This is a genomic window from Palleniella intestinalis, assembly GCF_013166595.1.
Classification (GTDB): domain Bacteria; phylum Bacteroidota; class Bacteroidia; order Bacteroidales; family Bacteroidaceae; genus Prevotella; species Prevotella intestinalis.
The window spans coordinates 184,467-198,693 of record NZ_JABKKG010000006.1 but is presented as its reverse complement, the minus strand read 5'-3'; the positions used below and the strand labels follow the sequence as shown (position 1 = coordinate 198,693).

Annotated in this window: 9 protein-coding genes; 6 read left to right on the top strand and 3 right to left on the bottom strand. The window is 49.3% G+C overall.

The window, feature by feature from the left end; all coding sequences use genetic code 11:
* Positions 1-91 precede the first annotated feature (91 nt).
* Together HPS57_RS10010 and HPS57_RS10005 are read right to left on the bottom strand one after the other, a co-directional pair.
* On the bottom strand, positions 92-847 hold the full coding sequence (locus HPS57_RS10010) for a LytR/AlgR family response regulator transcription factor (protein ID WP_172182699.1): 756 nt from the start codon (positions 845-847) through the stop codon (positions 92-94).
* Positions 828-1,904 (bottom strand): sensor histidine kinase, encoded by a 1,077-nt coding sequence (locus tag HPS57_RS10005; protein ID WP_216653400.1) that lies wholly within the window; start codon positions 1,902-1,904, stop codon positions 828-830. Before HPS57_RS10005 ends, HPS57_RS10010 begins: the two co-directional genes overlap by 20 nt.
* 433 nt (positions 1,905-2,337) lie before the next feature.
* On the opposite strand from HPS57_RS10005, the gene HPS57_RS10000 reads away from it, so the two are divergent.
* Both HPS57_RS10000 and HPS57_RS09995 read left to right on the top strand, forming a co-directional pair.
* Positions 2,338-3,453: an efflux RND transporter periplasmic adaptor subunit gene (locus tag HPS57_RS10000; protein WP_172182697.1), complete on the top strand. Its 1,116-nt coding sequence runs from the start codon at positions 2,338-2,340 to the stop codon at positions 3,451-3,453.
* A complete protein-coding gene (locus HPS57_RS09995; RefSeq protein WP_172182695.1) occupies positions 3,450-6,563 on the top strand; it encodes an efflux RND transporter permease subunit in 3,114 nt (1,037 codons plus the stop codon). The genes HPS57_RS10000 and HPS57_RS09995 overlap by 4 nt, the downstream gene beginning before the upstream one ends.
* 106 nt (positions 6,564-6,669) lie before the next feature.
* Here the strand turns inward: HPS57_RS09995 and HPS57_RS09990 are convergent, their stop codons facing one another.
* A complete protein-coding gene (locus HPS57_RS09990; RefSeq protein ID WP_172182693.1) occupies positions 6,670-6,939 on the bottom strand; it encodes an HU family DNA-binding protein in 270 nt (89 codons plus the stop codon).
* A gap of 357 nt (positions 6,940-7,296) precedes the next feature.
* Here HPS57_RS09990 and HPS57_RS09985 point away from each other — a divergent pair, with 357 nt between their 5' ends.
* From HPS57_RS09985 to HPS57_RS09970, 4 genes are all read left to right on the top strand, one after another.
* Positions 7,297-8,202 (top strand): rhomboid family intramembrane serine protease, encoded by a 906-nt coding sequence (locus HPS57_RS09985; RefSeq protein ID WP_172182691.1) that lies wholly within the window; start codon positions 7,297-7,299, stop codon positions 8,200-8,202.
* A 49-nt stretch (positions 8,203-8,251) separates the two neighbouring features.
* Positions 8,252-9,328: an endonuclease/exonuclease/phosphatase family protein gene (locus tag HPS57_RS09980; RefSeq protein WP_172182689.1), complete on the top strand. Its 1,077-nt coding sequence runs from the start codon at positions 8,252-8,254 to the stop codon at positions 9,326-9,328.
* 296 nt (positions 9,329-9,624) lie between these two features.
* The gene (gene secDF / locus HPS57_RS09975) at positions 9,625-12,639 is read left to right on the top strand and encodes a protein translocase subunit SecDF (RefSeq protein WP_172182687.1); all 3,015 of its coding nucleotides are present in this window, start codon (positions 9,625-9,627) and stop codon (positions 12,637-12,639) included.
* Between the two features lie 165 nt (positions 12,640-12,804).
* Positions 12,805-14,082 carry an O-acetylhomoserine aminocarboxypropyltransferase/cysteine synthase family protein gene (locus HPS57_RS09970; RefSeq protein WP_172182685.1) on the top strand — a complete coding sequence of 426 codons (1,278 nt, stop codon included), beginning with the start codon at positions 12,805-12,807 and terminating at the stop codon, positions 14,080-14,082.
* Positions 14,083-14,227 lie beyond the last annotated feature (145 nt).

The window sequence follows — 14,227 nt, the reverse complement described above, 5'->3', positions numbered from 1 at the left end:
GGTAATTAAAATTTATGAATTATCCTGCAAAAAAGGAAAGAAAATCTCAAAAAAAAGTATTATGTGGCACGCAGTGTATCCTCAGACTCTGCTATCTGTCAATCCACTCCTTAATCCGCTGTGCCTTTTCCTTGCTCACTTTTATTTCCGTGTCGGGATAGCCTTTCAAACGGACAATAAGTTTTCCGCCGAAATAATTACCGAGGAACAAGATGTGCTCGACGTTGATGATATACTGGCGGTTTGCCCGGAAGAAATAGTCAGGATTCAGTTGGTGTTCAAGCTCATCCATTGATACATTGACCACTTCAGAAGTGCCGTTGTTGAGACGGAGATATACCGTCTTGTTTTCTGTTTCGATGTGGTTGATGTCCGAAACGCGCACGGTCTTATATCCGTCACGGTAAGGAAGCAAGAAACGCTCCCGATAACGGAACTTGTTCTTCTGTAAGGCATCAAAAAGCTGTTGCAGGTTTTCATCGGTAAAATTCTTACCGGCTTTGGCTGCCTTGTCAATGGCCGTTTCAAGTTCATCCGGGTCCAACGGTTTCAGAAGATAGTCGAAACTGTTGAACTTGAATGCCTGTACCGCATATTCATCGTATGCAGTGGTAAATATGATGGGTACGGTTGCCGGGGCATGTTTAAGAGCCTCGAAACTCAAACCGTCAGTCAGACGGATATCCGCAAGGATGAGGTCTGTGGTTTTGCCGGATTGAAAGAATTCGACTGTCTCTTTGATGCTGGCAAGCGGACCTTCGATAACAAACGTTCTGTCTATGTCGTTCAGCAGTCTTATGAGACGTTTGGCATTGCGCTGTTCGTCTTCAAGAATCAGTATTTTCATAAGGGTTGATGTTTTTTATGATGGGCAGACTTACCGAATAGAAGTTTTCGGCATTCTCTATCTTGACCTTTTTATCACAAAGCAACGCATATCGTTCTGTGATATTTTTAAGTCCTAAACCGGTTGATTCGATTGGGGACATCAAAGGTAGTTTCAGGTTGCAGACGGTTATGTAATCATCGGACAACTTTATGTCGATGACCAGCGGATGTTCAGATGAAAAGCTGTTGTGCTTTATTGCGTTTTCCACAAGAAGCTGCAATACAGCCGGAGGAAGAAAACCTTTGCATTGTCTGACTTCCGGACTTATTTTTGCAATGATTCCTTCGTCGTGGCGCACTTTCATCAAGTACAAATATGAATCGAGAAACCTGATTTCGTCCGCGACAGGTATCAGATTCCTGTCCAGATTGGTGATGATGTATCTATACACTTTCGACAGATGGCTCAGGAATTTTCCGGCAAGTCCGCTATCCTCCTCAATCAGCTCCAGCAGGTTGTTGAAGTTGTTGAACATGAAATGCGGATTGATTTGCAGTTTCAGGGAATTGAGCTGCGACTGCAAGGCTATCTCCTTTTCTTTCATCAGTGCCATTTCAAGTGTCTGTTTCTCGTCGCGTGCCTTGATGTAAGACTGAAGATAAAACGTGTTGGCATAGACACTCGACAAGAATGTGGAAATCATGGCAAAAGTATATGCGCCTTTCATATTGAGGAGTTCGTCAAGAAGCCCGTTCCCGTTTTCACCCCATAAGAAATTGAACAAAGAAATCATGCCGAATGCGACAACGTTGTTCAAGGTAAAAAGGCAGGATGCATAAACAATCACCCACACGTAGGATGTTTTGAATGGCAATATTCTAAAGACCAAAAAGGAAAATCCTAAAGAGATGTAGGTAAATAGCATACACAACAGATAATCGATGATATAATCGGCTATTGCCATCTCCGGCAATTGACCGGCGGTTTCATCATCGAGTATAAACCACAGAATGAGGTAGAGCATATAGGAAACGGTCGATAACAACAGACCGTTCTTCCAATTCATTATTTTCATGTTTTCTTTTGGTATATCGGTTGCAAAGTTACTTAATATTCCACAAAGATGATGCAGAGAGGTAGCAAAATGTTCAAATTAGCTTGAATGTCATGCAGCTTATCTTTTGCAAAGATACGGCTTTTCTTCTTTAATTGGCATGAATGGAGCGGCTAAAACGGACAAAATGGCAACCAAAGTGATGAAAATGAGCGTTGAAGCGAACGGTGCATGACTTTTTCCTCGTTTGAAAAAATGGCACTTTGTGGATAGGCTTGTTGTTTCATGAACTGCCGATTTGGACGGTTCGGGCACTGATTTTGCTGTTTCGGGACTTATAGGATTGCAAGGGTTTTTATATGGAGGTAACTTTGCATCCCGAAAGAAAACAAGCGTCTCTGTCGAAGAAAACGTGCAGAACCTACCATGAATTAATGCTAAACAAGAAGAAAATATGAGATTAGTTGTTACTAATTTTGCCGCTTTTGCTGTTCTGCTGCTTCTGCTTGCCGGATGCAAACAGACGGACGAGAAGCAGGATGAGGCACAGAATTATCGGGTCATGAAAGTGTCGTCAAGTCCGGTGGACATCTCCGAGTCCTATTCCGCCGCCATACGCGGACGGCAGGATGTGGACATCATGCCGCAAATATCCGGACGCATAATCCGATTGTGCGTGAAAGAGGGTGGGCAGGTGAAGACCGGACAAGTGCTGGCGGTGATTGACCAAGTGCCCTATAAGGCTGCATTGCGTACGGCTTCGGCAAATGTCCGTGCGGCACGGGCGAAGGTTGAAACGGCACGGGTAGAGCTGCGTGGCAAGCAGGCGTTGTTTGATGGGAACATAATATCCGATTATGACCTGCTGCTTGCCAAAAACACGCTTGCTGTGGCACTTGCCGAACTCGACCAGGCAAAGGCGCAGGAGACGGATGCACGCAACAACCTTTCCTATACAGAAATCAGGAGTCCGAGTGCCGGAGTGGTGGGCACATTGCCATACCGTATCGGTGCGCTTGTCAGTCCCGGTATGGACAAGCCTTTCACGGTGGTGTCCGACAATGCGGAGATGTATGCCTATTTCTCCATTTCGGAGAATATGCTGCGGCGTCTTTCGGCACATTATGGCTCAATCGAAAGGATGATTGCCGGAATGCCGGAAGTCAGCCTGCAACTTAACGATGGCAGCATGTACAAGAGGAAGGGGCATATTGAAACCGTAAGCGGAGTGGTGGACCATGTTACAGGAGCGGTGCAGATTAAGGCTTTGTTCCCTAATCCTGACCGTGAGTTGCTGAGCGGAACTATCGGTAATGTCATAATCCGGAATCCGAAAACGGAGGCCGTAACCATCCCTATGACCGCCACCGTGGAACTGCAAGACAAGATTATCGCTTACCGCCTGAAAAACGGACAGGCGGAAGCCGCCTATCTCACGGTGGACCGCCTGAATGACGGCAACCGGTTTATCGTAAGAGACGGACTCTCGGTCGGTGACACCATTATCGCCGAAGGTGTGGGACTGGTGAAAGAAGGTATGAGCATAACCCCTAAAAACGAAACGAAATGAACCTGCGATTTTTTATAGACCGCCCGGTGTTTTCGGGCGTTATCTCGGTGGTAATCGTACTGTTGGGCATGATTTCCATGTTTTCCCTGCCGGTGGAACAATACCCCGACATCGCACCTCCGACCATCAACGTATTTGCAACCTATCCGGGTGCAAACGCCGAAACCGTGCAAAAGGCAGTGATAACCCCTCTGGAAGAAGCCATCAACGGTGTGGAGGACATGACCTATATGACTTCTACGGCATCGAATACGGGGGATGCTTCCATAAACATATATTTCAAACAGGGAGCCAACGCGGACATGGCAGCGGTAAACGTACAGAACCGCGTGAACGGCGCACTGAGCCAGCTTCCGGCAGAAGCCACCAAAACCGGTGTCACCACCGAAAAGCAGCAGAACGCCGAACTGATGACTTTCGCGCTCTATTCGCCCGATGACCGCTTCGACCAGACTTTTTTGAACAATTACGTGAAAATCAATGTCGAGCCGAGGCTGAAACGTATCAGTGGCGTGGGAAAGGCGCAGTTGTTCGGTTCCAACTACAGCATGCGACTTTGGCTAAAACCCGACAAGATGGCGCAATACGGGCTTATTCCCGATGACATATCCGCCGTGCTCGCACGGCAGAACATCGAGGCCGCCACCGGTTCCTTCGGTGCCAATCATCCTACCGCCAATGAATACACGATGAAATACCGCGGGCGTTTGTCCGGTGCGGAAGAGTTCGGTGAGTTGGTCATCAAGTCACTTCCGGGCGGCAATGTGCTACGGTTGAAAGAGGTTGCCGATGTGGAACTGGGTGATGAATACTACAATTACTCCTCCGAGGTGAACGGGCATCCGGCAGCCATGATGCTCATCAACCAGAAAGCCGGTTCCAATGCTTCGAGCACCATCAAGGAGATTCATGAAGTGCTTGACGACCTTAGCCGGGACTTGCCCGAAGGGACGGAATTCGTGGTGCTTACCGATACCAACAAGTTCCTGTATGCCTCCATTCATTCGGTCCTCCGTACCTTGCTGGAAGCGATACTTTTGGTTATCGTAGTGGTGTATGTGTTCTTGCAGGATATCAAATCAACGCTTATCCCTACCATATCCATCTTCGTTTCCATCATCGGCACATTTGCCGTGATGTCCATGATAGGATTCTCCATCAACCTGCTCACCCTGTTCGCGCTTGTGCTTGCCATCGGAACCGTGGTCGATGATGCCATTGTAGTGGTGGAAGCGGTGCAGGCGAAGTTTGATGAGGGCTATCAATCAGCAGTTCTCGCGGCCGATGATGCCATGAAGGGGGTATCTTCGGCAATACTTACCTCTACCATCATCTTTATGGCAGTGTTTTTCCCCGTTGCCATGATGGGCGGGACTTCGGGAGCGTTCTACGCGCAGTTCGGTATCACGATGGCTGTTGCCGTGGGTATCTCGGCAATCAATGCCTTCACACTCTCACCGGCACTCTGCGCGCTGCTGCTGAAACCCTATATTGACGAGCACGGCAACACCAAGAACAATTTTGCAGCCCGTTTCCGAAAAGCGTTCAATGCTGTTTTTGACCGTCTGAGCCGACGCTATGTACGTGGGGTGATGTTCATTATCCACCGTCGGTGGCTGTTGTGGAGCATTATAGGCGTCTCTTTCGGGTTGCTGGTGCTGCTGGTCAATGTCACAAAGACGGGACTTATTCCTGAAGAGGATACCGGGACGGTCATGGTGAGCATGAACACGAAGCCCGGCACGTCAATGGCTCAGACAAGTAAGGTGATGGAGCGTATCAACAGCCGTCTCGACAGTATCAATGAGATTGAATACAGCGGTGCGGTCGCCGGTTTCTCTTTCAGCGGTTCCGGTCCCTCACAGGCGATGTATTTCGTAACGCTCAAAGACTGGGAGCTGCGCAAGGGAGAGGGGCAGTCGGTCAATGACGTTATCGGAAAGATTTATGCCGCCACCTCGGACATTCCCGATGCCACAGTGTTCGCCATGTCGCCCCCGATGATTGCCGGATATGGCATGGGAAACGGTTTCGAATTTTATTTGCAGGACAAGGCGGGCGGAAACATCACCGCTTTTAAGGAAGAGGCGGATAAGTTTGTCGAAGCCTTATCGCAACGACCCGAAATCGGCGAAGTCTATTCCTCCTTTGCCACGGACTATCCGCAATACTGGGTGGATATTGATGCCGCGAAATGCGAACAGTCGGGTGTGTCGCCCGCAGATGTGCTTTCCACCTTGTCGGGCTATTATACCGGACAATATGTTTCCGACTTCAACCGGTTCTCCAAGCTCTACCACGTCACCATGCAGGCTCCGGCGGAATACCGTGTGAATGCGGAATCCCTTCACCATATTTATGTATGTACCTCTGATGGCGGTATGTCGCCTTTGAGCCGGTTCGTGCGTCTGACCAAAACCAATGGACCGTCAGACCTCACCCGCTTCAACCTGTTCAATGCCATCTCGATTAGCGGTTCCCCGGCTCAGGGGTACAGTTCGGGGCAGGTGCTCGAAGCCATCGGTGAGACGGCACGTGAAGTTCTTCCGGCAAATTACACCTACGAGTTCGGCGGTATCTCGCGTGAGGAAAGCAAGACAACCAATAATGCCACGCTTATATTCCTGCTCTGCATGGTTCTGGTCTATCTGATTCTGTGCGCCTTGTATGAGAGCGTGTTTATTCCTTTCGCGGTTCTGTTGTCTGTGCCTTGCGGACTGATGGGCAGTTTCCTGTTTGCGTGGCTCTTCGGTCTGGAGAACAACATCTACATGCAGACCGGACTGATCATGATTATCGGCCTGCTTGCCAAGACCGCAATCCTGCTTACCGAATATGCCGGCAAGCGACGGTCGGAAGGCATGACGCTGGCACAGTCGGCGTACAGTGCGGCAAAAGTCCGTCTGCGCCCCATACTGATGACCGTGTTGTCTATGGTGTTCGGTCTTATACCGCTGATGGTGGCTCACGGCGTGGGTGCCAATGGCAGCCGTTCGCTTGCCACAGGTGTAATCGGTGGAATGATTGTCGGTACTTTGGCTCTGTTGTTCCTTGTTCCGTCATTATTTATCGTTTTCCAATATATTCGGGAACGTATCAGACGGGAATAAGTGGAAAAGCAGAGATATGTATGATTATCCTAAGACAAAAAGGCACTGCCCCGGGATATGGGACAGTGCCTTTGCATTTATCTCTTGTATTGATAAAATCCAAGGATTAGAGAGCTGCATTGAGCTCTGCGCCAGCCTTGAACTTTGCAACCTTCTTGGCAGCAATAGTGATTTTCTCCTTTGTTGCAGGGTTGATTCCCTCACGAGCAGGACGCTCGTTAACAGAGAAAGTTCCGAAACCTACGAGAGCAACCTTGTCATTTGCCGCGAGAGCCTCCTTGATAGCGTCGAGAGTAGCATCAAGTGCCTTCTTTGAATCTGCCTTTGTGAGACCTGCAACTGCTGCAACCTTCTCAACCAATTCTGTCTTGTTCATAATTTGCTATTTATTTAAATTAATACTGTCCTTTATCGCTTAAACACAAGTAAAATAGGGGTTTGCGACAAAAATATTCGGCAAATTTAGTATTTTAGTTTCAGAAAACAAACAAATTTGTCAAAAAAGTTATTAAAATCAACGAAAAAAAAAGCTTTTCGGGCTGTTTTTACGGCTTTTCGCTCTTTTTTTTGTACTTTTGCGCCCGAATAAGGAAAAAGACAGGAATGTTAATGCTCCGCTCTTGCGGAATGTTCTCAGACTGTGCCGATTGTGGCAGAAAAAACGCATTTTGAAGCAAAAACAGGCAGCAGGAAAATCAAGATAACAACATTACAAGCAAAAAAACAGAAAAACATGCGACAGATACCACCTATCACAAAGAATCTCCTCATCATCAATGTACTGGCATTCCTTGCCAACCTTGTCATGGGGTCAAGGGGCATAGACCTTAATGACATCTTCGGACTGCATTTCGTCATGGCGGAGGATTTCGCCATTTACCAGCTGTTCACATATATGTTCATGCACGCGAATGTTACTCACCTGTTCTTCAACATGTTCGCGTTGTGGATGTTCGGATGCACAGTGGAGAACGCATGGGGACAGAACCGTTTCCTTTTCTACACCCTTGCGTGCGGAATCGGTGCGGGATTGTTCCAGGAATGCGCACAGTTCATCTCGTATGCAGTGGAGGGTTTTGCCGCCTATGACAGTGTGAACATCGGCGGAATGATAATGCCTATGGGGGAATTCCTGAACAATTGGACCACAGTGGGCTTCTCAGGAGCTGTTTACGGCATACTCCTCGGATTCGGAATGACATACCCTGAAGAGCGGATCTTCATCTTCCCTCTGCCTGTCCCTATCAAGGGAAAATGGTTTGTCTGCATATACGCTGCGATAGAGCTGTTCTCTGCGCTTGGCACTTCCAACGACAATGTGGCTCATGTGGCACACCTCGGAGGCATGGTGATAGGTTATTTCATCATACTCTATTGGAAGAACCAGTACAACAGGCAATACCGGTTCCAGGGATGGGACGGATATGAAATAAGGGAAAATGACAGTTTCTTCGACAAAGTCAAGGGATTCTTCTCGAAAATGAAAGAGAACAACTCACGCAAGGATACTCCGAAGGACAAGAATGACGAGGAGCGCAGGCGCCAGGCTGAGATAGATCGCATCCTCGACAAAATCAAGCGTTCGGGCTATGACTCCCTTACGACGGAGGAGCGCAAGAAACTTTTCGACAGGAAATGACACTGCCGGAATACAGGAAAAACAGATTTTTCAGGATAGAGACATGAAAATGACAATAGTAAACATGCTTCTTGTCGCCAACATCATTGTCATTGCAATGCTGCTTGCGACAGGATTCTCAGGATACCTCAACCCGGAGAGGTTCACCCGTCTCCACCTTATCGGGTTCGCATTCCCAGCGTTCCTGCTTGCCAACGCCCTCTTTGTGGCGGTATGGCTGTCCGTTGACTGGCAGAAGGTGTATGTCCCTGCATTGGGATTCCTGCTTGCCTATTCGCCGGTGATGACGTATTTTCCTTTGAACATGTACAAGGAAGTGCCGGAGGACGCCATAAAAGTGCTGTCGTTCAACGTCTTCAATTTCAACAAGACAAACATTCCGGAGGATGAACCGAACCCTATACTCGAATACATAGCCCGGTCGGGAGCGGACATCGTGTGCATACAGGAATTCTCCGATGTCCCCGGACAGGATTCTTTGTGGCAGGAGATGCGTCGCGAATATCCGTACCATGATTCCATGAATAACGGTTCCAGTGGGAGCAGCACCATTGCCATGTACAGCAAATTCCCGATAAAGGCGAAGGAAATGCTGCCTATCGTGTCGGAAAACAACCTTGCCGGAGTTTTCACGGTTGAGATAGGCAATCAGGAAGTTAAAGTCATCAATGCGCATCTTGAGACAGTAGGCTTCTCCGTGGAGGACAAGAACAAGTTCAGCAAAATGGTTCACGGCGGCACAAACCGAAAGGGAATTAAAGAGGACTCAAAGGATTTGCTCTCCAAACTTGCCCATTCGGCAGCGAAAAGGGCAGCCCAGGCAAGGGTGATAGACAGCTATGTGCGGGAGAACCGTGACACACCGGTCATCTTCTGTGGCGACATCAATGACCATCCGCTGTCTTACGTGCACAACACCATAGCGAAGAACCTTAACGACTGTTACCGTGAGACGGGGCATTGGGCAGGTTTCTCCATGCATTACTACTCCATGCATGTGCGCATAGATAATATAATGTGCAATGACCATTGGGACATATATGACTGTGTGGTGGATAATTCCGTCAAGCATTCCGACCATTATCCTATCTTCAGCCACATAAAGCTGAAAGGCTCAGGCAAATAGGACAATGCCGTACATGAGGGGAAAATGAGGCTTGCCCCACATGTGCGGCATTGTTTTTCTTGCAGCCATGCCGGTAGACAAGTGCCTTTGAAATGCCATGAACCATGTAATTGTTGCCGACAAAACACAGGTTTTGCCACGTTTTTGAAAAAATAACCGACTTTTTTCTTTTATTTGGATAAAATTAATTAACTTTGCACGCGTATTGTGTATAGCCCCCATTGGCTCCATACCTTAACAGGGACGCATGCAGACATGGCAAGCACGAAAATAAATAACAAAAAATAAATAAAAAAATGCAAAACAAAGGAATTGTAATTGTTACAGCGGTCCTTCTGACTCTGGCAAGTATCTTCTACCTTTCCTTCTCGGTGGCTACAAGCTACTATGACAGCAAGGCAAGCGAGATAGAAGACCCTATCGCCCAGCAGGACTACAAGGACTCTGTGAAGTACCTTGGCGTCTACACCTACCAGAAGTGTCTCGAGACACAAATCGGTCTCGGTCTTGACCTTAAGGGTGGTATGAACGTGATTCTCGAAATCAGTGTTCCTGACGTTATCGACGTGCTCGCCGACCACAAGTCTGACGCAGCCTACAGAAAAGCTCTTGAAGAGGCAAAGAAAGAAGAGGAGACAAGCCAGTCTGACTTCATCACCCTCTTCATCAACGCTTACCACAAGGCAGCTCCTGGCCACCGCCTCGCAGAGGTGTTCGCCACACAGCAGCTGAAGGGAAAAGTCTCCACACAGTCTACTGACGCAGAGGTTGAGAACGCACTCCGTGCGGAAGTGCAGTCTGCCATTGACAACTCATTCAACGTTGTGCGCAACCGTATCGACAAGTTCGGTGTCGTACAGCCTAACATCCAGAAACTTGAAGGTCAGGACGGACGTATCATGGTCGAGATGCCGGGCGTTCGTGAGCCTGAGCGTGTCCGCAAACTCCTCCAGGGGTCTGCAAACCTTGAGTTCTGGGAGACATACAACGCTGCAGAAGTCCTTCCTTATCTCCAGCAGCTTGACCAGCGTATCGCCAATGGCGAGACTGCTGCTGACACAACAGCTACTCAGGAAGTTGTTGCCAAGGCAGAGGTTGCCGAGGACACAACAAAGGCTCCTGAAGCCCAGCCTAAGTTCCAGTTGAAGAAGAACGAGGCAAAGGCTGATGCGGGAGTGGCTGCCAACAGCGCAAAGAACACTGACAAACTCATCGCTGAGGCTAAGAAAAAGAATCCTCTCTTCGCTGTCTTCCAGCCGACAGGAGGCCAGAGCCTCTCCGTTGTAGGTTACGCAAACGCACGTGATACAGCATACATCGCACAGCTCCTCAACTCTCCTGAGGCAAAGCAGATTATCCCTTCCGACGTGAAACTTCTTTGGTCTGCAAAGCCTGCTGACGGCATTCAGGCTAAGAACATCTACGAGCTCCACGCCCTGAAGGTCACAACATCCAACGGACGCGCACCGCTTGAGGGTGATGTCATCGTTGACGCAAAGGACGATTTCGACCAGTACGGACGCCCATGTGTGTCAATGCAGATGAACTCCGAGGGCGCACGCCTGTGGGCACAGCTCACAAAGGCTAACGTAGGCAAGGCTGTCGCCATCGTGCTTGACGGCGTTGTGTACTCCGCTCCACGCGTAAACGGTGAGATTGCCGGCGGCAACTCACAGATTTCCGGCAGCTTCACCATCGAGGACACAAAGGACTTGGCAAACACACTCAAGTCAGGTCGTATGCCTGCTCCTGCACGTATCGTACAGGAAGAGGTCGTAGGTCCTACACTCGGTGCGCAGTCCATCCAGCAGGGTCTGACATCATTCGTCATCGCATTTGTGCTCCTCTGCCTCTACATGATTATGATGTACGGCTTCATCCCAGGCGCAATGGCTGACGGAGCTCTCATCATCAACCTCTTCTTCACAGGAGGTATCCTCGCATCCTTCCAGTCTGCATTGACAATGCCTGGTATTGCAGGTATCGTGCTGACACTCGGAACGGCGGTGGACGCTAACGTGCTCATCTACGAGCGTATCAAGGAAGAAATGAAGCGTGGTCTCGGAATCAAGGAAGCGCTCAAGGCCGGTTACAGCAACGCCTTCTCCGCTATCTTCGACTCTAACCTCACATCTATCATAACAGGTGTAATCCTCCTCACAATCGGTACAGGTCCTATCAAGGGCTTCGCCACAACATGGATCATAGGTATCGTCTGCTCATTCTTCACGGCAGTGTTCCTCACACGCCTGATTTATGAGAACCGTCTTGCAAAGAACAAGTGGCTCGGTCTGACCTTCTCAACAGGCATAAGCAAGAACATGCTTCAGAACACAAACATCCACTTCATCTCAATGTGCAAGAAGACATTCGTTGTCTACGGAGTGTTCGTTGCAGTGTTCATTGTTTCATTCTTCGTGCGCGGTCTGTCACAGTCTATCGATTTCACAGGCGGACGCAACTATGTGGTGGCATTCGAAAAGGCTGTAGAGCCTGAGAGTGTGCGCCCGATCCTTGCAGCGGAATTCGAGGGAGCAAACACCTCCGCCCTTGCCATCGGTACTGACGGAAAGACTCTCCGTGTTTCTACAAACTACAAGATTGAGTCCAACAATCCGGCTGTCGATGACGAGTGCGAGACAAAGCTCTACAACGCTCTGAAGAAGGCAGGCTTCGTGAACCAGGCTAATGTTGAGGCGTTTAAGAATCCGGACATACGTGAAGGCGGCTCTATAATCTCTTCTGCAAAGGTAGGACCTTCTGTTGCGAAGGACATCACCTATGGAGCCATCATCTCCGTGCTCGTTGCCCTCGTAGCAATCTTCATCTACATCCTTGTGCGTTTCCGCAACATGGCATTCTCTGTCGGCTCCATTGTGGCCCTTGCCATCGACACTGTCGTGGTTATCGGCTGCTACTCTGTGTTCTACGGCATACTGCCGTTCTCCCTCGAGATTGACCAGACGTTCATCGGCGCCATACTTACCGTGATTGGTTACTCCATCAACGACAAGGTGGTTGTGTTCGACCGTATCCGCGAAAACCTCGGATTGCACCCTAAGGCTGACCTGCAGAAGACATTCAACTCTTCTATCAACCAGACTCTCGCACGTACAATCAACACATCACTCTCCACACTCATCGTGCTGCTCTGTATCTTCATCCTCGGCGGTGACAGCATCCGCAGCTTCTCATTCGCGATGATTCTCGGCGTTGTGTTCGGTACATTGTCATCCATCTTCATTGCCGCACCGGTGGCTTACATCACTCTCGGCAAGAAGGTAAGGGACCTGCGCACGGAAGAGGAGTAAAGATATGCCCGCAAGTGAAGGATGAATCTTTACCCTGAAGCATACGTCCTTCCTTGCCATAACATACAGAAAAAGCCTGCTCCCTGCAAAGGTGGCAGCCTTTTTGCTTATAAGGCAACAAAGAGTAAAACAGATATTTTCAGTTTAACATCAACATTTTCCACAATGAAAAAGAACCTTGAGACACTCTGCATCCATGGAGGATGGAAAGCAAAGAAAGGAGAGCCGCAGCAGCTGCCTATCTACCAGTCAACGACATTCAAATACGAGACCAGCGAACAGATGGCACGCCTCTTTGACCTTGAGGACGAAGGCTATTTCTACACACGACTCGCAAACCCTACAAACGACGCTGTCGCAAAGAAAATCTGCGCCCTTGAAGGCGGAGTAGGGGCAATGCTGACATCCTCGGGACAAGCGGCCAACTTCTACGCTGTGTTCAACATCTGTCAGGCAGGAGACCATTTCATCACATGCAACAGCATCTATGGCGGCACATACAACCTCTTCGGAGTGACCATGAAGAAGCTCGGAATCGAATGCACCTTCATCGACCAGGACTGGACTGACGAGCAGATAGAGGCTTGCTTCAAGGAAAACACAAAGTGCTTCTTCGGCGAGACAATCTCCAATCCCGGTGGAAACGTGTTCGACATTGAACGCTTCGCCAACATAGCACACAAGCATGGTGTGCCACTCATCATCGACAACACCTTCGCGACACCGGTTAACTGCCGCCCGTTCGAGTGGGGATGCGACATCGTGACCCACTCCACGACAAAGTACATGGACGGCCATGCCACACAGGTGGGTGGATGCGTCGTGGATTCCGGCAATTTCGATTGGGACAAATACGCTGAGAAATTCCCGGGACTGACAACCCCTGACGAGTCGTACCACGGACTGACCTACACAAAAGCCTTCGGAAAGATGGCTTACATTACAAAACTCGTCGCACAACTCATGCGCGACCTCGGTTCCATACCTGCCCCTCAGAACTCTTTCCTCCTCAATCTCGGACTGGAAACTCTCGCCCTCCGCATGCGCCAACACTGCGAGAACGCGCAGAAAGTGGCAGAGTGGCTTGAGAAGAACCCGAAGGTCAGCTGGGTGAACTACTGCGGACTGCCGTCCAACAAGTATCACACTCTTGCGCAGAAATACTTGCCTAACGGCTCTTGCGGCGTGATTGCCTTCGGACTTGACGGTAGCCGTGAGGAGGCTATAAAGTTTATGGACAACCTCGACTTCATCTCTATTGTCACCCACGTTGCCGACACACGCACCTGTGTGCTGCATCCTGCGTCACACACCCACCGCCAGCTCTCCGACGAACAGCTCCGCGAGGCGGGTATCGCGCCTGACCTCATCCGCCTTTCCGTAGGCATCGAGAATGCGGAGGACATCATTGCCGATCTCGAGCAGGCAATGGCGAAGATGTAAGGCATCTGTACTCCGGCAGCGGAAAACATGCAATTCCTGCACCATAAGCGGACAACCCCGACAGGAAGCAGTAGGGATGTTCTTCGTTTTGCTAACATGTTGTAAACCAATAGGCTACAAAACGCTTTATAAAAGGTTACCTTTT